Source organism: Aliiroseovarius sp. ABM4_368 (genome assembly GCF_056161205.1).
On the sequence record NZ_JBSWYR010000003.1, the window covers coordinates 158,262 to 180,278 of the forward strand.

The window sequence follows — 22,017 nt, forward strand, 5'->3', positions numbered from 1 at the left end:
GGAGAGAGACATGAACCTTAAATCAATGATCGGCGCAGCTGCCCTTGCCATCAGCGCAAGCGCGGCCAGCGCGGCAGATGACGTCACGCTTCAGCTGAAATGGGTCACGCAAGGCCAATTCGCGGGCTATTATGTAGCGCTCGAAAACGGCTATTACGCGGAAGAAGACCTGAACGTCACGATCCTGCCCGGCGGCCCCGACATCGCGCCCACGCAGGTGATTGCAGGTGGCAGCGCAGATGTGGTTGTTGAATGGATGCCAGCAGCCCTCGCCGCACGCGAAAAGGGCCTTCCTCTGGTCAATATCGCCCAGCCCTTTGCCTCGTCCGGAATGATGCTGACCTGCTGGGGAGACGTTGGGATTTCGTCCCCTGCTGATCTGGCAAACCGCACCCTTGGCGTTTGGTTCTTCGGAAACGAATTCCCCTTCATGAACTGGATGGGCAAGTTGGGGCTGTCTACTGATGGCAAAAGCGAAACCGGGGTTGAAGTGCTGAAGCAAGCGTTCAACGTGGACGCTCTGTTGCAGCGCCAAGCCGACTGTATTTCGACCATGACCTATAACGAATACTGGCAGGTCATTGACTCGGGCGTCAGCCCGGACGAACTAGTGACCTTCAAGTATGAAGACCAAGGCGTAGCAACGCTGGAAGATGGCTTGTACGTGCTGGAAGAGAACCTGTCGGACGCCGCCTTCACCGACAAGATGGAGCGTTTCGTGCGCGCCTCGATGAAGGGTTGGAAATGGGCTGAAGAAAACGCCGAAGCTGCCGCCCAGATCATTCTCGACTATGACGAAACCGGCGCTCAGACCGAGACCCACCAGATTCGTATGATCGGCGAGATCGGCAAGCTGACCGCTGGGTCAGATGGATCGCTTGACGAAGCTGCCTATCAGCGCACAGTCGACACCCTTCTGGGCGGAGGCTCAGACCCAGTGATCACAAAAGCGCCTGAAGGCGCATGGACCAGCGCCATCACCGACGCGGCCCTGAAGTAAGTCACTGACCTTAAAAAGAAAACGGCGCGTCCTTTCGGGCGCGCCGTTTGCGTTTCAAACGCTGAATATCTTGGTACCCGCGGCCGGACTCGAACCGGCACGGCCTATCCGGCCTAGAGATTTTAAGTCTCCTGTGTCTACCATTCCACCACGCGGGCACAGTCCCCTTTCCCTATCCGTTCTGTCAGGCAGGGGCAACGGCGGATCACAGCGATGTGCCATCTTCCTTCACCGCCTGCATCGCCACATGGGTCGAGCTTTGCGCCACATATGGCAACGAACTGATCTTTTCGCCCAGAACACGGCGATAATCGCTCATGTCTTGTGTGCGAACTTTCAAAAGGTAATCGAAATGAGCGGCCAGCATATAGCATTCCTCGACCTCGGGAATGGCAGCGACGCCTTCGTTAAACGCGCTCAACGCGGCCTCGCGCGTGTCGGACAGCTTGACCTCGACAAAGGCGACGTGGTCACGGCCCATGCGGATTGGGTCGATCTGCGCGCGGTATCCGGTGATCACGCCGGATTTTTCCAGCTTCTTCAATCTGGCCTGTGTCGGCGACTTGGAAAGTCCAATCTTTAAAGCCAAATCGGTGATCGAAATCCGGCCATCCGTCGATAGAATGTCCAGAATCAAGCGGTCGAAGCGATCAAATTCCATATTCTTTCGTCCTGCTTTTTTCTTAAATTTCACTCTTTATCACTTCTATATCCCATATCATAAGGAATATCGACCTGTCTTTTTGAGATATACTACCCACAATGACAAGAAAGGATATCCGCATGAACCACGACCTGCGCACATTGATTGATAACCTCGCCTATACGGACGAGGAGCGACATATCGCGGGTCTTGTGGATGCTGCCAATCTGTCAGATACGGATCGCGCGCGGATTGCTGCAAGCGGCGCGCAGCTGGTACGCGGCATCCGCGAAAGCTCGGACCCCGGTTTGATGGAGGTCTTTTTGGCCGAATACGGCCTGTCCACCGATGAAGGCATCGCACTGATGTGTCTGGCCGAGGCATTGCTGCGTGTGCCGGACGCCGAAACGATTGATGCACTGATCGAAGACAAGATCGCCCCGTCGGATTGGGGCAAGCACCTTGGGCGCTCATCCTCGTCGCTGGTGAATGCCTCGACCTGGGCTCTGTTGCTGACCGGCAAGGTGCTGGAAGACCGTGAACCGGGCATTGCAGGCGCGCTGCGTGGGGCTGTGAAGCGCTTGGGCGAACCCGTGATCCGCACCGCCGTCGGTCGCGCCATGAAAGAAATGGGCAGCCAGTTCGTGCTGGGCGAAACCATCGGGGCCGCGATGAAACGCGGATCCAAGATGGAAGAAAAGGGCTTTACCTATTCCTATGACATGCTGGGCGAAGCGGCCCTGACTGACAGCGACGCGCGCCGATATCAAATGGCCTATGCCAAGGCGATTTCCGAGATCGCTGGCGCCTGTACGTCCAATGACATCCGGTCCAACCCCGGCATTTCAGTAAAACTGTCGGCCCTGTTTGCGCGCTATGAACGCGCACAACACGCACGAGTGATGGAAACCCTTGTTCCACGTGTCTCGGCCCTTGCGCAGTTGGCAAAATCGGCCGGCATGGGCTTCAACATCGACGCCGAGGAAGCCGACCGCCTGCAAATCTCGCTGGACGTGATCGAGAAAGTCTTGGAAGACCCCGCTCTGGCCGGGTGGGACGGGTTTGGCGTTGTGGTGCAGGCCTATGGCCACCGTGCGGGTGCTGTCATCGACTGGCTGCACCAGACCGCCGAGCGTCTGGACCGCAAAATCATGGTGCGTCTGGTAAAAGGCGCCTATTGGGATAGCGAGATCAAGCGCGCGCAGGTCGAAGGGTTGGAGGGCTTCCCCGTTTTCACCCGCAAGGTCGCCACGGACGTCAGCTATATCGCCAATGCCAAAAAACTGCTTGGCATGACCGACCGCATCTATCCGCAATTCGCCACCCACAACGCCCACACCGCAGCTGCCATTCTGGACATTGCCCAGACCACGGGTGTGGACACGCAGGCCTATGAATTCCAGCGCCTGCACGGCATGGGCGAGCGTCTGCACCAGATCATCATGGATGCAAACCAATCCCGCTGCCGGATATACGCCCCCGTCGGTGCGCATCGTGATCTGCTGGCCTATTTGGTGCGCCGCCTGCTGGAAAACGGCGCGAACAGTTCCTTCGTGAACCAGATTGTCGACGAAAGCGTGACACCCGAAGAGGTCGCCGCCTGCCCGTTTGATGCCCTCGCCGTGGAAGCACCTCACGTGCCCACCGGGCCCGAAATTTTCGGCGCGCGCAAAAACTCGATGGGTCTGGACCTGACCTATGATCCGCATTTGGATCAGATCGAGGCCGCGCGTGGCGCGTTCGCCAAGATCGATTTCGCGGGCGAGCCTCTGATTGCTGGCACACCAAAGGGCGGACCGGTGATTACCGTCAAGAACCCCTCGACCCATGCGCCCATTGGCCAGATCACATGGGCCAGTGCCGAGGATGTCGAGACAGCCCTGACCGCCGCAAAACCGTGGGATGCAACACCGACAGAGCGCGCCGAAGTTTTGAACAAGGCTGCGGATCTGTACGAAGAAAACCTAGGTCTTTTCTTCGCGCTTCTGTCGCGTGAAGCGGGTAAAATCTGGCTGGACTGCATGGGGGAACTGCGCGAAGCCGTTGATTTCCTGCGCTATTACGCCAGCCGCGTCGACGACCACACCCGTGCGCCTGTGGGGCTGTTCACCTGTATTTCGCCGTGGAATTTCCCGCTGGCCATCTTCACAGGACAGATCGCTGGGGCCTTGGCTGTTGGTAACGGCGTTTTGGCGAAGCCCGCCGAGCAAACCGGATTGGTCGCCATCGAAGCCGTAAAACTGCTGCATCAGGCGGGCGTCCCGCGTGATGTTCTGCAACTTCTGCCGGGCGACGGCGCAACCGTCGGTGCTGCGCTGACTTCGGATGCGCGGATCGGCGGCGTGGCCTTCACCGGCTCAACCGAAACCGCCCAGATCATCCGCCGCGCAATGGCCGCGAATATGGCCCCGTCCGCGCCGCTGATCGCGGAAACTGGCGGCTTGAACGCAATGATCGTGGACTCGACAGCACTGCCAGAACAAGCCGTGCGCGATATGGTCGCCTCGAGCTTCCAATCAGCGGGCCAGCGCTGCTCGGCCCTGCGTTGCCTCTATGTGCAAGAGGACGTGGCCGAAGCCATGACCGACATGCTGGTCGGCGCGATGAACGAGCTGAAGCAGGACGACCCATGGCATCTGCACACGGATCTTGGCCCGGTGATTGATGACGAGGCGTATCAAGGCATCACAACCTATATAGATGCCGCCCGTGCCGAGGGCCGTATCGCGCATGAACTGACCGCGCCCGAGGGCGGGTATTTCGTCGCCCCGACCCTGATCCGCGTAAACGGGATCGAGGATATGAAGCGCGAAATTTTCGGCCCAGTCTTGCACATTGCCACCTTCAAGGCACACGAACTGGATCAAGTGATCGACACGATCAACGCGACCGGATACGGGCTGACCTTCGGTTTGCACACCCGCATTGACGATCGCGTGCAGCATGTTTGTGACCGGATGAATGTGGGCAACGCCTATGTAAACCGCAACCAGATCGGCGCCATCGTCGGCTCGCAACCCTTTGGCGGAGAGGGGCTTTCTGGTACTGGCCCCAAGGCGGGCGGCCCAATGTATATGGATAGGTTCTGCCAGCCCGCGTCAGTGGACCGCTTTGACAACGATGACAGCACCGCCCCCAGCCCAGCCGTGTTGGCCGACCTGATCGCAAAGGCCCACAGTGACGCGACCTTGTCGTCAAGCCGCCTGCCCGGCCCAACCGGAGAGCTAAACCAGCTCTCGGTCCACCCGCGCGCGCCGTTCTTGTGCATGGGACCGGGAAGTTCGGCGGCCGAGGCGCAGAAACAGGCCATCGAAGCTCTTGGAGGTGCTGCCGTTCTGGCCCCGAACCTTTCGCCTGAGATCCTTAAGGAGATCGACGGGATCGGTGGCGTGGTCTTCTGGGGCGTCGACGATGTGGCCCGCCAGATCGTCACCGCTTTGGCCAGCCGTCCAGGGGCCATCCTGCCCCTGATAACCGGCGCGCCCACAGCGGAAACAGTGACCCACGAACGCCACCTTTGCGTCGACACAACCGCATCTGGCGGGAATGCCGAGCTGTTAATGCTGGCGCAAACCAAGGCCTGACCGACCAATGACTTGACCCGGTGACGTGCATCGGGTCAAGTCAGCCCATGTTTCCCATTCGCGACCATAACCCGTCGGAACGTGTGCCCTTTGTCACCTATGCTTTGGTGGTGTTGAATGCGCTGGTTTTCCTTTACATGTGGCCGCTTTATGGAACGATCGCCGCTTCGCAAATCTTCGTCGACTATGGCTTAATCCCCAATCGCCTATCGTATGGATTTGCGCCGGAAACACTGATCACTTCGATGTTTGTGCATGGGGGCTTCATGCATTTCGCGGGCAACATGCTGTTTCTATGGATTTTCGGAGACAATCTGGAAGACATGCTGGGCCATGTCCGGTTTTTGCTGTTCTATCTGGCCACCGGGATCGCCGCAGCACTTTTGCAATATGCCACGGACCCCAGCAGTCAGGTTCCGATGATCGGCGCCTCGGGTGCGATTGCGGGTGTGATGGGGGGCTATCTGCTTTTGTTCCCTAAGGCCAAAGTGGACGTGCTGTTCATCATCGTGATCATATTCAAGATCATCCCGATCCCGGCTTGGGCTGCCCTTTTGGTCTGGTTTGGCCTTCAACTTTTCAACGGTGTCTCTTCCTTCGGCGCAGAAGGAGGCGGCGTCGCCCATTGGGCCCATGCTGGCGGCTTTATCGCGGGGTTCGCGCTGATTGCGCCACTTTGGTTGCGACTGGGGGCACAACGGTTTTGGGATCGTACCGACGGGCACCCCGATCACCCCGAGGCGAAATACAAACTCACCCGGTCGAGCATTCCTCGAACCGGGCGGCGTCGATAGATCGCTTTTTTTGCGTTGGGTTAGTTGCCCACCGAAATGACCGAAATGTAGGTACTGATTTTATCTGCCAGAGCGGGTACATTCCCACGCACCAGAGCTGCTGCCGTAGCGCCTAGACCAACAACCACCGCCGTGATGACAACCCAGTCAACTGTGACGGCACCACTCTCGTCTCGGGCAAATCGAGGTAAACGGCGCAAATTATGTAACAACGTAAACATATCCTGAAATATCGACAGCGTTTGCGGCACGAATATGTCGCCTGTCTGGCATTTTTCGCCAAATACGCCTTTGGATCAGCTGTTTTGAACCAAACCGTTAAATTTTTCGAAGATTGGTTCGTTTGCGGCGACAATGCTGCCGCTGTCCAGAATCGCGTCCCCTGTGACCGGCGCAACCATGCCGCCGGCTTCTTTGACGATCAGCAGGCCGGCTGCGATATCCCAAGCGTTCAGGTTCCGCTCCCAATAGCCATCATAGCGACCTGCGGCGACATAGGCCAAATCCAGCGCGGCAGAGCCAAAACGGCGAACACCGGCTGTTGCAGGCAGGATGCGAGCCAGATCTTGAAGGGTTTCCGGCAGATCCGAACGGCCCCCGAAAGGAAGCCCGGTGGCAAAAATGCATTCAATCAGACGCGAGCGGCCCGACACGCGCAGGCGGCTTTGGTTCAGCCATGCGCCTTCGCCTTTTTCGGCATAGAACATTTCGTCCTTGGCAGCGTCGAAGACCACAGCGGCGACGATCTCGCCTTTATGTTCCAGCGCGATGGAAATCGCCCAGTGCGGCAGGCCATGCAGGAAGTTGGTGGTGCCGTCCAGCGGATCGACGATCCAGCGGCGGGTTGGGTCTTTGCCTTCGGCTTCGCCACCTTCTTCGGCCAGCCAGCCATAATTCGGGCGGGCTTCCATCAATTCGTCCCGGATGATCTTTTCGGCTGCGATATCGGCCTTTGATACGAAGTCGCCAGCCCCTTTCATCGAGACCTGAAGGTTCTCAACCTCGCGAAAGTCCTTCACAAGGCTGCGGCCAGCCTTGCGGGCTGCCTTGATCATCACGTTCAGATTTGCACTGCCTTGCATGGAAAGGACTCCTGATGTTTCAAACGGCGCGTATACGCCTGTCAGCCTTGTTTGCCAAGCCTGAAAGGGCGTCAGTTGCGTTGAAGTTTCACAGGTTCTGACCGGCACAGCCGGATCATATGGGCCATGAAGGGAACCATCGTGTCTTCGTCCCGCGTGGCGGCATACATTTGCTTGCGAACACCGCCTTCGGTCAGGGGTTTGGTGATGAAATCTGGGTTCTGCTTTACATCGCCCAACACCCAGTCAGGCAGCACGGCTACGCCGCGCCCAGCAGCCACCAACATCAACATCACTTCAGTCATCTCGACTTGTCTAACTCCGCGCGGCTCAACCCGTTCAGGCGTCAAAAGCGCAGTGAAAACATCGATTTTCGAGCGTTCCACGGGATAGGTCAGCAAAAATTCCTGCTCGAAATCTTCGGCGACGACAAAGTCTTCACCCGCCAGACGATGTCCCGCAGGTGCCACAAATCGTGGCTCATAGGCAAAGAGTGGCGAGAAGGTAATGCCCGGCATTTCCACCGGGTCCGAGGAAATGACGAAGTCCACTTCCTCGCGCCGCAACGCTTCGATTGCATCAAAAGCAAGGCGTTGGCGGATGTCCAGATCGACCTCGGGCCAGGCGTGGCGCAGCTTGTCAAGCACTGGAAACAACCAGTCAAAACAGGCGTGGCATTCGATTGCAATGTGTAACCGGCCCGAGCGGCCCGACTGCAACGCGCGGAACTCCTCTTCTAGCCGGTCAATCTCGGGCAAGACCTGTTCGGCCAGTCGAAGCAGCTTCATCCCCGCTGGGCTAAGGCGCATTGGCTTGGTCCGGCGGTGGAACAGCTCCATCCCGACCTGATCCTCCAGCCCCTTGATCTGATGGCTCAGCGCGGATTGCGTGATGTGCAGAATGTCTGCTGCCCGCGCCAAAGACCCTGCATGATGAATGGCCCGCACGGTGCGCAGATGCCTAAATTCGATATACATGCACGAACCTCATGTTCTTTTTGAGAATTATGAATTTGTCTCACAATCGCACATGAGGCACAAGGGGACAACGCCGCCAAACTGACGCCGAGGACATCATGATCACGCCCAATATCTCGTTCGAGTTCTTCCCCCCGCAATCGCTGGACGCTTCGTTCCGCCTGTGGGAGACCGTGCGCCAATTGGCCCCGCTGGATCCCAAATTTGTCTCGGTCACTTATGGCGCTGGCGGCACCACGCGCGAGCTGACCCATGATGCGGTTGGTACGATCCACAAGCATTATGGGCTGAACGTCGCGGCCCACCTGACCTGCGTTGAAGCCTCGCGCGAGGAAACGCTGGCAATTGCAAAAAGCTATGCGGACGTCGGTGTGAAAGAAATTGTTGCTTTGCGCGGCGATGCACCGAAAGGTGCTGATCGATTTTCGGCGCGCGAAGACGGCTTTGGCAACTCGGTCGAGCTGATCGAAGCCCTTGCAAACACCGGTGACTTCCACATCCGCGTCGGCGCCTATCCCGACCCCCACCCCGAAGCCGCCGATCTGGACGCCGATGTGGCCTGGCTGAAGCGCAAGGTCGATGCGGGCGCGGACTCTGCCATCACGCAATTCTTCTTTGAGGCAGAGACCTTCTTCCGTTTCCGCGACAAATGCGAAAAAGCCGGTATCGACGTTCCGATCATTCCCGGCATTCTTCCGATCGAAAACTGGAAAGGCGTGCGCAAATTCGCCGAGCGCTGCGGCGCAACCATTCCCAGTTGGCTGGACGACGCCTTCCACAAGGCCGAGCGTGACGACCGCACCGAGCTTCTGGCCACCGCGATCTGCACCGAACTGTGCACCGATCTGATCGAGGGCGGTGTTGAAGACCTGCATTTCTATACGCTGAACAAACCCAGCCTAACCCGTGACGTGGCCCACGCCTTGGGCGTCACGCCCCAAGTCAGCTTGGCGAATGTCGCCTGACTTTGGGAAGGCCACGACGTCACAACTTCCGTGACCCCGCGTAAGTCTTGCACGCATACCCTCACGGCCTAGCCTTTCCGAACACCGCTTCGGAAAGGCTTTTTCATGTTCACCGCGACCTCGTTTGACCAACTGCCCACCCTTGACGCGACCGCGTCCATGTCCGGGTTGGAGTTCATGCAAGGCATCCTGAAAGGCACCCTGCCCGGGCCGCCCATCGGGGCCACGTTGAACTATCACTTGCACGCTGTCGAAGACGGGAAAGTCACGTTTCACGGCACGCCCGAGTTTGAGCACTGCAACCCGATGGGCACGGTTCACGGTGGCTGGTACGGCACGCTTCTGGACAGCGCGATGGCCTGCGCGGTGATGACCCGTGTGCCAAAGGGATCAGTCTATACCACGTTGGAATATAAAGTGAATATCCTGCGCCCCATCCCGCGCGGCATGTTGATCGCTGCAACCGCGCAGGTCCAACATGCTGGCAGATCCACAGGCATTTCCAATGGCGAGATTCGGGGCGTCGAGGATGGCAAACTTTATGCCACCGGCTCGACCACCTGTATTATTATGAAGGTCATTTAGACCGCCAGCGACTGAACCGTCACGGTCTCGATCGCGCCATAGCCGTTGAACCGCGTGACTGTTGCAAAGCTGTAGGCGCCCATGCCAGCAACCAGAAGATAGTCCTCTTCCGCTAGGTCTTCTGGCAGCGGCAGAGGGTCCGGCAACTGGTCGATGGAATCGCAAGTTGGGCCGAACACCACGCGGTCTTGCAAAGCGCCTTGATGCGGCTCCCCGTCCGCGCGGACGGTTTTCAGCCGATCCGGCACGCCAATGGACGGCGCTTCTGACAATGCGCCGTAGATACCGTCGTTTAGATAGACCGCCCCGTCTTCGCGGATCGCTTTGACGCAAGTGGCAAGGCTGAATGCCTCGGCGACCATGGCGCGGCCGGGTTCGCAGACCAGTTCGGGGACGTCATCGCCGAACTCGACCACGACAGCGGCGTGGATGGCGTGAAAGATCGCTTCAAGGTCTGGTGCGACGCCACGGTTCGCGGCAAACCCTCCGCCAACATTCAGGCGATGCAGGCGAATACCCGCGCGTTTTGCGACCTCTGCGCATTGCGAGACGTAAGCCACCCAAGCCGACGGATCTGCGCATTGTGTGCCGGGATGAAAGGTCATGGATGTGATGAACCCTGCCTGTTTCACCCGCTTCAAAAGCGCGACCGCCTGATCTGGGTCAGTCCCGAACTTCGCCCCGAAGTTATATGCAGCGCCATCGACAGGAAGCGCCAAACGAACGGTAATTTCAACGCCTTGTGACGGAACCAGCGCGATCAACTTGTCCAGCTCGCGGGTGCTGTCCACCGAATAGGATCGGACGTTCAGGGCCACGGCCTCGGCGATTTCGTCACGGGACCGGACAGGGTTGTTATAGTGCATTTCCACATCGCGCGACACGGCCCGCAGCGCGCGCATCTCGGCGGGGCTGGCCACGTCGAAGGCTTGCAGCCCAGCCGCTACAAGGTTCTGTAAAACCATAGGCGTGTCGTTTGCCTTGACCGCATAGGTCACCAGCCCGTCGAACCCAGCAATGAAACGACGCGCGGTCGCTTGCAGCACAGCGGGGGCGAAGTACATCACCGGCTGCATCGGGCGCTCGGTCTTCAAATGGGAAAGCGGCGTCAGCCAAATCGAGGGTTGTCTGCTCATGGTGTTACTTCCGAGATCCTGTTGTCGCTAACCTTAGAATCTCAAGCCGCGCCGTCGATTTCCAGTGGCACTCCGGGCAAAATGACGGTTAAATACCGACACATTGAAGGGAACACCACACAAATGGACGATACCGACCGCGAACTTCTGGTTCAGCTTGAAAGCAACGCCCGGCTGCCCGTCGCCACTTTGGCGCGGCGATTGGGGTTGGCACGTTCGACCGTTCAGGCGCGCATTGAACGCCTTGAAGAGAAAGGCATAATCGCTGGCTATGCGCTTCGGCTGGGGGATGCTGCGCGGGGGGATCGGATCCGCGCAACCGTTCTGATTTCCATCGAACCGCGCTCGACCCCAGCTGTTCTGGCGCGCTTGAAAACCCTAACACAGGTGGAAGCGGCGCACACGGCCTCGGGACGTTGGGATATGGTGCTGCAGCTGGCCGCCCCATCGACGGCGCTGCTTGACGAAGTCTTGGATGCGATTGGTGAAATCGACGGGGTGAAGGGTTCAGAAAGTCTTATCCACCTCTCGACGCGGATTGATCGGTTGGGCTAAGACTGTCGATATTAAGTTCAATCCTTTTTCAAGGGGAAAGCCCGTGAATTTTAAAGATGCTCAAACCGTCAAAACTGCCCCGATAGAGGGGCAAAAACCGGGCACATCCGGGCTGCGCAAGAAGGTCGCTGTATTCTCGCAACCGGGATATCTCGAGACCTATACGCAGGCCATTTTCAACGCGATTGATCCCGCCGGGAAGACCTATGTTCTGGGCGGCGATGGACGGTTCTTTAACGACAAGGCGATTGTAACGATCCTGCGCATGGCGGCGGCCAACGGCGTGGCGAAAATCATCCTTGGGCAAGGCGGCATCCTGTCGACCCCGGCGGTCAGTCACCTGATCCGCAAGCGTGGCGCGGATGGCGGGTTTATCTTGTCGGCAAGTCACAATCCCGGCGGGCCAAACGGAGATTTCGGGCTGAAATACAACACGGCCAATGGCGGTCCCGCGCCGGAGGCGATCACCGATCAGATTGTCGCCTGCGCCGAGAGCATCGCTGACTACAAGATCAGCGGGGATTTGTCTGGGGTACTGCCAAATTTGGGCGATCTGGGCGACTTCAACTTCGACGGAATGGAAATCGAGATTGTTAATCCGGTCGAAGATTATGCCGCGCTGATGGAAACGCTGTTCGATTTTGACGCCATCCGCAAGTTGATTGCAGGCGGATTTACTCTACGGTTTGACGCAATGCACGCCGTCACTGGGCCGTACGCGGTTGAGATACTAGAACGCCGCTTGGGCGCGGCATCGGGATCGGTTGTGAATGGTATCCCATCGGAAAACTTCGGCGGCGGACATCCCGACCCGAACCCGGTTTGGGCGAAAGAACTGTTCGATCACATGCACGGGCCGGTCGCACCGGATTTCGGCGCTGCCTCGGACGGAGATGGCGACCGGAATATGATCGTGGGGCGCAGCATGTATGTCGCGCCGTCCGACAGCTTGGCGGTGCTGGCGGCGAACGCCCACCTCGCGCCCGGATACGCCAAAGGAATTGCGGGGGTTGCGCGGTCGATGCCGACTTCGGCTGCCTCGGATCGGGTGGCGGAAAAAATGGGGATCGAGGCATTCCAAACCCCGACAGGCTGGAAGTTTTTCGGCAACCTGCTGGACGCAGGCCGTGCCACTTTGTGTGGGGAAGAAAGCGCTGGGACAGGATCGGATCATGTGCGCGAAAAAGATGGTCTGTGGGCAGTGCTGTTGTGGCTGAACATCTTGGCGGTGCGTGGCGAAAGCGTGGCGGATGTGCTGCAAGATCACTGGCAGACGTATGGGCGCGACTACTATTCTCGTCATGATTACGAGGGGTTAGACAGCGATGCAGCCAACAGTTTGATGGGCGAGTTGAAGGAAAAACTGCCCGCCCTGCCCGGCCAAGCAGCGGCTGGGCTGACCATCAAAAGCGCACAGGATTTTGCCTATACCGACCCGATTGACGGATCGGTTGCGACTGGACAAGGCGTTATCCTGACCTACGAGGGCGGCGCGCGCGCCATGCTGCGCCTATCTGGAACAGGAACCGAAGGCGCGACGCTGCGGGTCTATCTAGAGCAATATGCCGACGCCTCAGAGCGTTTGGATCGGGACGTGCAAGAAGCTTTGTCGGACGTCATCGCCGCCACGCGGGATGTGGCAGGTATCGGACGCCATACCGGGCGCGACGGCCCGGATGTGATCAGCTGATACTGCTACAAAATTGCAGCGCTCTGCGTTCAACAGGCGCAAAGCGCCCGTATTTTCTTGCTTTTTCAACGCAGTTTGGCGAAGTGTTAACAAATAGTTAACACTTCGCATCGTGCGGTATTCTCTTTTTAGACCGCAAAACGGATTTCAACACGCCGCACGTTTGCGACCAGAGACACCGATTGGGGCCGTTTGCGACGGGATTCCTTTCGGGCCAGGAGGAACGTATGGCATGTCTTAAGTCCAGAACCGCGCCCCGAAAAATGGGCCTGCGGTCACGATCCGCAATCGCCGCCCTTACCGCTTTGCCCATCGCTGGGCCTGCTTTCGCGCAGGCGACCATCGAACAAATCGATCCGTTCGCCAGCAGCGTCGGCGCTCCTTTCGCCGAGGCGCAGGGAATTTCCGGGGACGGAACAGTTGTGGTGGGCAATGCGTCCTCGGGCAGCCTGACCGAAACTGCATTCATGTTCATGAACGGCACTCTGACCGCACTGGATCCCGTGGGCAGTGCACCCCATAGTGTGGCCTATGACGCCAGCGAAGACGGTTCGGTCGTCATTGGCGACATGGAGATCGCAGGTGGCAAAACAAGCGCGTTTTACTGGACGCAGTCCACGGGAATGGTTGCTGCACCACCTATGCTGGGCGGGGACAGCAATGCCAATGCCGTCAGTGGAAATGGCCGGATCATCGTGGGTCAGATGAGCTCGACCACGTTGCCGCAACGGGCATTTGTCTGGGACCGGATCAGCGGCAGCGTGACGGATATTGGCACGCTGCGCAGAGACCTTGCGGGATTTGCGCGGGCCAATGGAGTGAACGGAAACGGAAAAGTCGTGGTTGGCGGAGCTGCCGCGAGTTCCGCGTTCCACGCCTTCCGGTGGACCCAAGCGGATGGGATGGAAGACCTTGGAACCATCGGCGGGGCCACAGGCTTCAGCGAGGCTTTGGCTGTCAGCAAGGACGGGGACACCGTGGTTGGACGCTCGATCACGCCGCTTCCCGTCGACAACCGGGCCTTTCGTTGGACGCGCGCCACGGGAATGCAACATCTGGTGGCGCCGGACGAAGCCGATATTCGGGAATCGCGCGCCACGGCGGTCAGCGGGGATGGCAGCTATGTCGCAGGGTTCACGGTTGGCATTTCGCCCAAACAGTCCAAAGCAATTCGCTGGGATGCGGCGGGCGACGGGCTCTATCTGGGCGACTTGACCGCAGATAACAGCGGCAATGCGCAAGCCACCGGCATCAGCGACGACGGTGAAATTGTGGTTGGTCGATCCACCTTTGATGCCAGCGGCGACTGGCGCGGCTTTATCTGGCGCGAAAACAAACCCACGCCTGATGACCCCACGCCCCCGACAACTCCGGGCACGATGTTGGATCATGTGAACACGTTGACGCAGGTGTCGACCGCGGCGTCTGCTCAGGCGGCGGGGATGACGATGCTGGCCACTCAGGCGCAGTTCGTACTGGGCCAAGACGTTGTGCCCGTGGGCGATGCCACATCCGGCGGGTTCCTAGCGTCCAGCGGTAAGGGTCGCCCGCCCATCGCGCTTCGTGTTTCCGCCGGGGCCAGCCGAACCTCGGACAGCAAGGATCTGGTGATCGGCGGACTGTCTGCTGCTGCGCCTATCGGGCATAATCTGAGTTTCGGCGGCTATGTCGGGTTTGGCAACGACCGCGATGATCTGGCCGATTTCGGGATCGATGGAAACTTCACCGCGCTTGGTCTGTATCTGCGCGGCGGCCAACCGGGGGCCGAGGGGCTAATCTGGAAAGTTGCCGCCTCGCAAGTGGCGGCGGATGTGACAATCACACGCGCGACAGACTTGGCCAATACCGAACGCGGAACGGGCGACAGCGATATGCGCGCGCGCTCTGGCTCGGTCGAGGTCGGATACGGCTTTGCCCAAGGCCCGATGATGATCACGCCTTTTGCGCGGATTGCGCGCACAGTGTCCAAGCGGGATGGCTATACGGAAACCACCTCGGCGGCGTTTCCCGTCCAATATGACGATTACGAGATCTCCGAAACAACAGCGACCATCGGGGCGGATGTTGGAACCGCGATTGGCGATAAGGGCTTCCTGACCCTGTCCGCGGGGCTGGAGTGGGATCTATCGCGCAATACGGGCGACGTGACCGGCACCAGCGACATTCCAGGCATGACGACATTCGCGATTGCCGGACCCGTTTTGGAACACGACCAACGGCTCTTTGCCGAGGCCCACTACGTCCACCAACTTGGCAATGGCCGCGCCTATGATGTTGGGATTGGACTGCATCAAACGCCATACGCCGAGAAACCCAGCCTGACGGCCACCGCTGGCTATTCGATGCGCTTCTAACGCGTTACAAACAAAGAAAAACGCCCGGCAATTGGACCGGGCGTTTGCGTTTCAATGCTGGCGTGGTTCAGCCCGAAACCTCGGTACAGGTGCCACGTCCCCAGCCGGATTTCGCGCCCGAGGCCGAGACGTTGTATTCGCCGCTTTCGACATTCACATTATAGTTGATGGTATAGCTGAAATCCTTCGCAAACATCAAAAACGTCACCGCGTTTAGACCCGGATAGACGTTCGCCTCGGTCTTTTCACCGTTCAGGATCACGTGCCCAGCTTTGCCCCCATCCTTCGCCACCAAAGTCGCGGCCATCTCGGGCAGGTTGCCGTTTGGAACCTCGCAATTGAATGTCCGTTCCTGTGCCATTGCCATGGTCGGGGTGAGGGCCAGAAGAAGAAGTGCTTTTTTCATGGTATTCGCCTGTTGATCCGGTATTTCGCGCGACAACTATGATTGATCCGTCGCGTTGGATGCACTGCTAGGGGTTGAATATGGCGTCATTTTGTCGATCACCTTCTCAATCCTTGCCAAAGTTAAATATTTTTCAGCCCACGGTTTTTATCCCCATCCCAAGCAAATTCACCATTCCCTTTGGCGGCAAGCGCAGCCGGGGTTTCCCTTTGCCGCCCACTTGGGTAAACGGTCTTTGATTTATAGGATTTGGGACGACCACCATGGCCATGGACAAGACCTTCGACGCAAGCGCCGCAGAGGCGCGCATCTATGAGAAATGGGAAAGCTCGGGCGCCTTCAAGGCGGGCGCGAATGCCAAACCGGGGGCTGACAGCTTCACAATCATGATCCCGCCGCCAAACGTGACGGGCGCGCTGCACCTTGGCCACGCGTTCAACAATACGCTGCAGGACATCCTGATCCGTTGGCACCGCATGCGTGGGTTCGACACGCTGTGGCAGCCCGGACAGGACCACGCGGGCATCGCAACCCAGCTTCAGGTCGAAAAGATGCTGGCCGAAACCCAGCAACCCGGTCGCCGTGATCTGGGCCGCGAGAAGTTCCTTGAGAAAGTTTGGGAATGGAAGGGCGAATACGGCTCGACCATTATCGAACAGCTGAAGCGTCTGGGGTCCACCTGCGACTGGTCGCGCAACGCTTTCACCATGGCCGGTGCGCCGGGCGACCCGCGTGTGGGGCACGAGAACTCGGCCAACTTCCACGACGCTGTTCTGAAAGTCTTCGTCGACATGTACGACAAGGGCCTGATCTATCGCGGCAAGCGTCTGGTCAACTGGGACCCACATTTCGAAACCGCCATTTCGGACCTTGAAGTCGAGAACATCGAGACCCCCGGCCACATGTGGCACTTCAAATACCCGCTGGCCGGTGGCGCGACCTATACCTATGTCGAAAAGGACGAAGACGGGAACATCACGCTGGAAGAAGAGCGCAACTATATCTCGATCGCGACAACCCGCCCCGAAACCATGCTGGGCGATGGCGCGGTCGCCGTGCACCCGGATGACGAACGCTATGCGCCCATCGTTGGCAAGCTCTGCGAAATCCCCGTGGGTCCGAAAGAGCATCGCCGCCTGATCCCGATCATCACCGACGAATACCCCGATATGAACTTTGGGTCCGGCGCGGTGAAAATCACCGGCGCGCATGACTTCAACGACTATCAGGTCGCGAAGCGCGGCGGCATCCCGATGTATTCGCTGATGGACACCCGTGGCGCGATGCGTGCGGATGGCCGCCCTTACGCCGAAGAAGCCGAGATTGCCCGGCGGATTGCGAATGGTGAAGAGGATTTCGACGAGGCAAAGATCGCCGCGATGAACCTTGTTCCGGATGAGTATCGCGGTCTGGACCGATTTGAGGCCCGCAAGCTGGTGGTCGATCAAATCACCGCCGAAGGTCTGGCCGTGATGCATGACGTCACGCGGACCGAGAAGGACGAGGACGGGAACGAGACCCAAGTCACCGAGACCGTGCCTTATGTCGAAAACAAACCGATCATGCAGCCCTTCGGAGACCGCTCGAAAGTCGTCATCGAGCCGATGTTGACCGACCAATGGTTCGTTGACGCCGAGAAGATCGCCGGCCCCGCGCTGGACGCCGTGCGAAATGGTGACGTGAAAATCCTGCCCGAAAGCGGAGAGAAGACCTTCTATCACTGGCTGGAGAACATCGAGCCGTGGTGTATCTCGCGTCAGCTGTGGTGGGGGCATCAGGTGCCGGTTTGGTATGGGCCGAAGGTTCCCGCCGATCTCAAAGCCAATTTAGACTACCAGCGGTCTGAAGGTGTTGCCGATGGTCTCATTGCAGACGCGAACGGCGAGAAGATGGCCTTCTGTGCGCCCAACGCGGAAGCCGCCATCAGAGCCGCTAGAGCCTATTATGAGCCGCTATTAAATGGCGACGGACTCGAAGTGAGTGCAGTCACTACTTCATCCCTTATCGGCTGCGAACTCAAGGACTTCACTAGTACCGGCGATGGAACTTTCGCAGCTACGGATAGAATCTGGGTAAACCTGACTCGCGACCCCGACGTGCTCGACACGTGGTTCTCGTCCGGCCTCTGGCCCTTCGGCACGCTGGGCTGGCCTCAGGACACGGACGAGCTGAACCGCTTCTTCCCCGGTGACGTGCTGATCACCGGGCAGGACATCCTGTTCTTCTGGGTCGCGCGCATGATGATGATGAGCCAAGCCGTCTGCCACAAAAACCCGTTCCACACGGTCTATCTACACGGGCTTGTCCGTGACGAGAAGGGCAAGAAAATGTCCAAGACCACGGGCAATGTGATCGACCCGCTCGAGATCATTGACGAATACGGCGCGGATGCTTTGCGGTTTACCAACACCGCCATGGCCTCGATCGGGGGCGTGTTGAAAATGTCCAAGGATCGGGTGGCTGGATACCGGAATTTCGGCAACAAGATTTGGCAATCGACCTCCTATAGCCTGATCAACGGCTGCAAACCATCTGAGGATTTCGACCCCAGCACGGTGAAGCTCACGTTGAACCGCTGGATCATCTCGGAAACCGCGAAGACACTATCAGAAGTCGACAAAGCGCTTGCGGCATATCGCTTCAACGATGTTGCTCAGTCGCTTTATGCTTTCTTCTGGGGCAAGGTCTGTGACTGGTATGTCGAATTCACAAAGCCCGTTTTCAAAGAAGGTGACACCGCTGCGGCGGAAGAAACGCGTGCTACGCTGGCTTGGGTGATTGATCAGAGCCTGATCATGTTGCACCCAGTCATGCCTTTCATCACGGAAGAGCTTTGGGGGCAAATTGACGAGAACCGTGGTGTCGAAACTGGCGATGCCTCCAAGATGCTGATCCACGCCGATTGGCCAAAGTTTGGCGATGAGTTGGTCGACGAAACTGCCTCTCGCGAGATGAATTGGGTCGCGTCGCTGATCGAGAACATCCGATCGGCGCGTGCTCAAATGCATGTTAAAGCGGGCCTCCACATCCCGGTTATTCTTCAGGAACTGGACGCGGCTGGGCGCACGGCTTTGGAGAACAATGAAGCATTGATCAAGCGTATGGCGCGTGTCGACTCAATCACGGAAATGGCCGATCTGCCAAAGGGCTGCATCACGGTCGCTGTAGCGGGTGGCATCTTCGCCTTGCCGCTGGCCGAGATCATCGACGTGGACGAGGAAATCGCGCGGCTTGAGAAGACGCTGGGCAAGCTGGCCAAGGAATTGGGCGGGTTGCGCGGGCGTCTGAAGAACCCGAAATTTGCGGAGAACGCTCCGGCAGAGGTGTTGGCCGAGACGAAGGCGAACCTCGCCGCCCGCGAAGAGGAGGAGGCGACGCTAAACGCGGCACTCGATCGGTTGAAAGAAATCTAAAGGACAGGCCGGGGCGACCCGGCCTTTTCTTTTGCGGGGTTACGGCACCAACCGTTCAACGGCGCGCATCATGCCCATGGATTTGTCATAGACCAGCGTCAAAACCCGGCGCATCGGCGGGGTCTTGGCGGCGTGAACTGCCACTTGTGGCAGGCGCGCGGCAGCGCCCGCAGCTGCGGCAGAGGCCAGAAAGGCTCGGCGGTTGATCTGAGGCATCGTGACCTCCTCACTTATTAAGAACCACTCTTAACTAATCACGATCCACGCGATTTCAACCTTGCCCGCCCGCGCGTGCCCTGCTCTAACGCGCACATGACCAAGACCTATGCCCGCCTGACCCCGCTTGCCGACAGCCTTCCCGCAACCGTGCCCTTCGTTGGCCCCGAAACGCAGGAACGCGCGCGCGGGCGTGACTTCGCCGCGCGATTGGGGGCGAACGAGAACACGTTCGGGCCGTCACCCAACGCAATCACCGCTATGGCCAAGGCAGCAGGCGATGTCTGGATGTACGGCGACCCCGAGAATTTCGATCTGCGTAACGCGCTGGCGGATCATCACGGCATCGCGCCCGAAAACATTCTGGTAGGCGAAGGGATCGACGGGATCCTTGGATATCTGGTGCGGTTGCTTATTGGGCCGGGTGATAAGGTCGTTACCTCGCAAGGCGCGTACCCGACGTTCAACTATCACGTGGCCGGGTTCGGCGGAGCGCTGGAAACAGTGCCCTACAAGGATGATTGTGAAGACCCAGAAGCCCTGATCGCCAAGGCAGCCGAGGTCGGCGCCAAACTGGTTTACATCGCCAACCCAGACAACCCGATGGGCACATGGCACGGTGCCGAAACGATCCAGCGGATGATTGACACAGTACCCCAGGGATGCCTGTTGGTGCTGGACGAAGCCTATGTCGAATTTGCCCCGGAAGGCACCGCGCCTGCGCTGAACACGGACGACCCACGAGTGATCCGAATGCGCACATTTTCAAAGGCTTATGGGATGGCGGGCGCACGCGTGGGCTATGCCATCGCACAGGCCGACCTGATCACCGCTTTCAACAAAATCCGCAATCATTTCGGCATGTGTCGGATCTCACAGGCGGGGGCTTTGGCGGCCTTGAAGGATCAAGTATATTTGCGCAACACGGTCGGGCATGTAACCGACGCGCGCGCGCGGATCGATCAGATCGCACGAGACAATGGCCTGACCACCCTGCCCTCGGCCACCAACTTTGTCGCGATTGATTGCGGGCAGGACGGCGCGTTTGCCAAGGCAGTATTGGACCAACTGATCGCACTAGATGTCTTCGTGCGGATGCCTTTTGCCGCACCGCAAAACCGCTGCATTCGCATCTCTGCTGGACGCTCCGAGGAGCTGGACAGTTTTGCAACTGCCCTGCCCAAGGCGTTAAAAGCCGCCAGGACATAGCCCTCTCACTTTCCTCTTGCCCAAAATACCTTGGGGTAGCGTCAAATCGCAGATTTGGCGCAAGGGGCAAAGCCCCTCAGGCTCACAACGTGAGCCACCAGATACCATGAAGCAGGCCGTGTGCGCAGGGCGTCTTACACCTCGGACATGACCTTCGCCGCTGCGTCCAGCGCGCCGCCCCCATGCGGGATGTCCAGCGCGATCAAGCCCGATTGGATGGCAGACAGCGCACCCATCACCATGGGCGCATTCACGTGCCCCATATGGCCCAAACGGAAAAAGCCGTCGCCTTTGGGGTCCTCAGGTGTCGACATGCCAAGGCCAATGCCAAGGGTGACACCCATGTTTTGTTCAGTCCAGTTCCGCAGCGCGGTGCCATGGGGGGCGCCAACATGCAGCGCGGTCACGGCAGTCGAGCGGTGGGCGGGATCGGCCACATTCATCTGAAGTGGACCGCCGCCCCCCCACGCATCAAACGCCGCCCAAATCGCGCGGGCCAGATGCGCGTGGCGGGACCATACGGCCTCGACCCCGCCTTCATCAGTGATCATGGCGAGTGCTTCTCGCAGACCATAAAGATGATGGGTGGGAGCTGTGCCTCCGAAATATTGATAAAACACCTCGGGGTTGGCACGGGGCTCCCAATCCCAGTACCGCGACACGCGGGGGTGTGCGGCGCGGGCTTGGGCGGCTTTGTCACTGAAAAACACAAAGCCCAACCCCGGCGGCACCATCAGCCCCTTTTGCGAGGCCGCAACCGCCACATCCACGCCCCAAGCATCTAACTCGAACCGGTCGCATCCCAAGGACGCAATGCAATCGACCATCAAAAGCGCCGGATGGTCCGCCGCATCCATTGCTGCACGCACAGCCTGCACGTCATTCAGGATCGAGGTCGAGGTGTCCACATGGGTCAGCAATACGGCTTTCAATTCGTGTGCTTTATCTGCGCGCAACAGGTCCTCGACCCGCCCCGGATCGACAGGTATTTTTAACCCAAACTCTTCGATGACAGGGGTGATGCCCAGCCCTGTCGCCATCTCGTGCCAGCCATGCCCAAAACGTCCCGTACACAGCGACAGAACCTTATCGCCAGGGGCGAGAGTGTTGGACAGGGCGGCTTCCCACGTGCCGTGGCCATTGGCGATATAGATCACCGCATTGTGCTGGGTGCGCGCCACGGATTTCAGCCCGTCGATCAGGCCGGGCATCATGTCCACAACCTCGCCTGCGTAAATATTGGGCGCGGCGCGGTGCATGGCTTGCAATACGCGATCGGGCATGACGGATGGGCCGGGAATGGCCAGATAAGTGCGACCGTGGGACAGGGACATGGGCGGATCTTTCACTGCTATTAGCCAAGCGGTAAAGCGCGTGTCCGGTGGCGTCAACGCCGTTGTGAGATGGG

Annotated in this window: 17 protein-coding genes and 1 tRNA gene; 10 read left to right on the forward strand and 8 right to left on the reverse strand. The window is 58.9% G+C overall.

Translation table 11 applies throughout. From position 1 onward, the window contains the following. Positions 1-10: 10 nt before the first annotated feature. Positions 11-1,000 carry an ABC transporter substrate-binding protein gene (locus ACXAH3_RS10130; RefSeq protein WP_474861969.1) on the forward strand — a complete coding sequence of 330 codons (990 nt, stop codon included), beginning with the start codon at positions 11-13 and terminating at the stop codon, positions 998-1,000. Positions 1,001-1,071: 71 nt separating this feature from the next. On the opposite strand, the gene ACXAH3_RS10135 is transcribed toward ACXAH3_RS10130, so the two are convergent. Beyond that, a tRNA-Leu gene (locus ACXAH3_RS10135) sits at positions 1,072-1,158 on the reverse strand. Between the two features lie 47 nt (positions 1,159-1,205). Further along, entirely contained in the window at positions 1,206-1,661 is a 456-nt protein-coding gene (locus tag ACXAH3_RS10140; RefSeq protein WP_474861970.1) for an Lrp/AsnC family transcriptional regulator, read from the reverse strand. Positions 1,662-1,783: 122 nt separating this feature from the next. Here ACXAH3_RS10140 and putA point away from each other — a divergent pair, with 122 nt between their 5' ends. Then, positions 1,784-5,227 carry a bifunctional proline dehydrogenase/L-glutamate gamma-semialdehyde dehydrogenase PutA gene (gene putA / locus ACXAH3_RS10145; RefSeq protein ID WP_474861971.1) on the forward strand — a complete coding sequence of 1,148 codons (3,444 nt, stop codon included), beginning with the start codon at positions 1,784-1,786 and terminating at the stop codon, positions 5,225-5,227. A 47-nt stretch (positions 5,228-5,274) separates the two neighbouring features. Beyond that, complete coding sequence (locus ACXAH3_RS10150; protein ID WP_474861972.1) at positions 5,275-6,021, forward strand: rhomboid family intramembrane serine protease; 747 nt, start codon at positions 5,275-5,277, stop codon at positions 6,019-6,021. Between the two features lie 296 nt (positions 6,022-6,317). Here ACXAH3_RS10150 and ACXAH3_RS10155 read toward each other — a convergent pair whose 3' ends face one another. Then, a complete protein-coding gene (locus ACXAH3_RS10155; RefSeq protein WP_474861973.1) occupies positions 6,318-7,103 on the reverse strand; it encodes an inositol monophosphatase family protein in 786 nt (261 codons plus the stop codon). Positions 7,104-7,174: 71 nt separating this feature from the next. Next, positions 7,175-8,080: a LysR substrate-binding domain-containing protein gene (locus ACXAH3_RS10160; RefSeq protein WP_474861974.1), complete on the reverse strand. Its 906-nt coding sequence runs from the start codon at positions 8,078-8,080 to the stop codon at positions 7,175-7,177. A gap of 98 nt (positions 8,081-8,178) precedes the next feature. Between ACXAH3_RS10160 and metF the strand changes: the two genes are divergently transcribed. After that, positions 8,179-9,045 carry a methylenetetrahydrofolate reductase [NAD(P)H] gene (gene metF / locus ACXAH3_RS10165; protein ID WP_474861975.1) on the forward strand — a complete coding sequence of 289 codons (867 nt, stop codon included), beginning with the start codon at positions 8,179-8,181 and terminating at the stop codon, positions 9,043-9,045. 105 nt (positions 9,046-9,150) lie between these two features. Then, entirely contained in the window at positions 9,151-9,630 is a 480-nt protein-coding gene (locus ACXAH3_RS10170) for a PaaI family thioesterase (protein ID WP_474861976.1), read from the forward strand. On the opposite strand, the gene ACXAH3_RS10175 is transcribed toward ACXAH3_RS10170, so the two are convergent. Further along, positions 9,627-10,766: a type III PLP-dependent enzyme gene (locus tag ACXAH3_RS10175; protein ID WP_474861977.1), complete on the reverse strand. Its 1,140-nt coding sequence runs from the start codon at positions 10,764-10,766 to the stop codon at positions 9,627-9,629. The two genes, ACXAH3_RS10170 and ACXAH3_RS10175, sit on opposite strands and share 4 nt — an antisense overlap. 123 nt (positions 10,767-10,889) lie before the next feature. Here ACXAH3_RS10175 and ACXAH3_RS10180 point away from each other — a divergent pair, with 123 nt between their 5' ends. The 3 genes from ACXAH3_RS10180 (at position 10,890) to ACXAH3_RS10190 (ending at position 15,365) form a co-directional block, all read left to right on the forward strand. Beyond that, positions 10,890-11,321 (forward strand): Lrp/AsnC family transcriptional regulator, encoded by a 432-nt coding sequence (locus tag ACXAH3_RS10180; protein ID WP_142854587.1) that lies wholly within the window; start codon positions 10,890-10,892, stop codon positions 11,319-11,321. Between the two features lie 43 nt (positions 11,322-11,364). Beyond that, on the forward strand, positions 11,365-13,011 hold the full coding sequence (locus tag ACXAH3_RS10185; protein ID WP_474861978.1) for an alpha-D-glucose phosphate-specific phosphoglucomutase: 1,647 nt from the start codon (positions 11,365-11,367) through the stop codon (positions 13,009-13,011). Between the two features lie 227 nt (positions 13,012-13,238). Further along, on the forward strand, positions 13,239-15,365 hold the full coding sequence (locus ACXAH3_RS10190; RefSeq protein WP_474861979.1) for an autotransporter domain-containing protein: 2,127 nt from the start codon (positions 13,239-13,241) through the stop codon (positions 15,363-15,365). A 67-nt stretch (positions 15,366-15,432) separates the two neighbouring features. Here the strand turns inward: ACXAH3_RS10190 and ACXAH3_RS10195 are convergent, their stop codons facing one another. Next, the gene (locus ACXAH3_RS10195; RefSeq protein WP_474861980.1) at positions 15,433-15,771 is read right to left on the reverse strand and encodes a hypothetical protein; all 339 of its coding nucleotides are present in this window, start codon (positions 15,769-15,771) and stop codon (positions 15,433-15,435) included. Positions 15,772-16,034: 263 nt separating this feature from the next. On the opposite strand from ACXAH3_RS10195, the gene ACXAH3_RS10200 reads away from it, so the two are divergent. After that, entirely contained in the window at positions 16,035-19,184 is a 3,150-nt protein-coding gene (locus tag ACXAH3_RS10200) for a valine--tRNA ligase (RefSeq protein WP_474861981.1), read from the forward strand. Between the two features lie 39 nt (positions 19,185-19,223). On the opposite strand, the gene ACXAH3_RS10205 is transcribed toward ACXAH3_RS10200, so the two are convergent. After that, positions 19,224-19,400: a Tat pathway signal protein gene (locus ACXAH3_RS10205; protein ID WP_474861982.1), complete on the reverse strand. Its 177-nt coding sequence runs from the start codon at positions 19,398-19,400 to the stop codon at positions 19,224-19,226. A gap of 96 nt (positions 19,401-19,496) precedes the next feature. Between ACXAH3_RS10205 and ACXAH3_RS10210 the strand changes: the two genes are divergently transcribed. Further along, positions 19,497-20,609: a pyridoxal phosphate-dependent aminotransferase gene (locus tag ACXAH3_RS10210; protein ID WP_474861983.1), complete on the forward strand. Its 1,113-nt coding sequence runs from the start codon at positions 19,497-19,499 to the stop codon at positions 20,607-20,609. A gap of 134 nt (positions 20,610-20,743) precedes the next feature. Here the strand turns inward: ACXAH3_RS10210 and ACXAH3_RS10215 are convergent, their stop codons facing one another. Further along, entirely contained in the window at positions 20,744-21,943 is a 1,200-nt protein-coding gene (locus tag ACXAH3_RS10215) for a pyridoxal-phosphate-dependent aminotransferase family protein (protein ID WP_474861984.1), read from the reverse strand. Between the last annotated feature and the right edge of the window lie 74 nt (positions 21,944-22,017).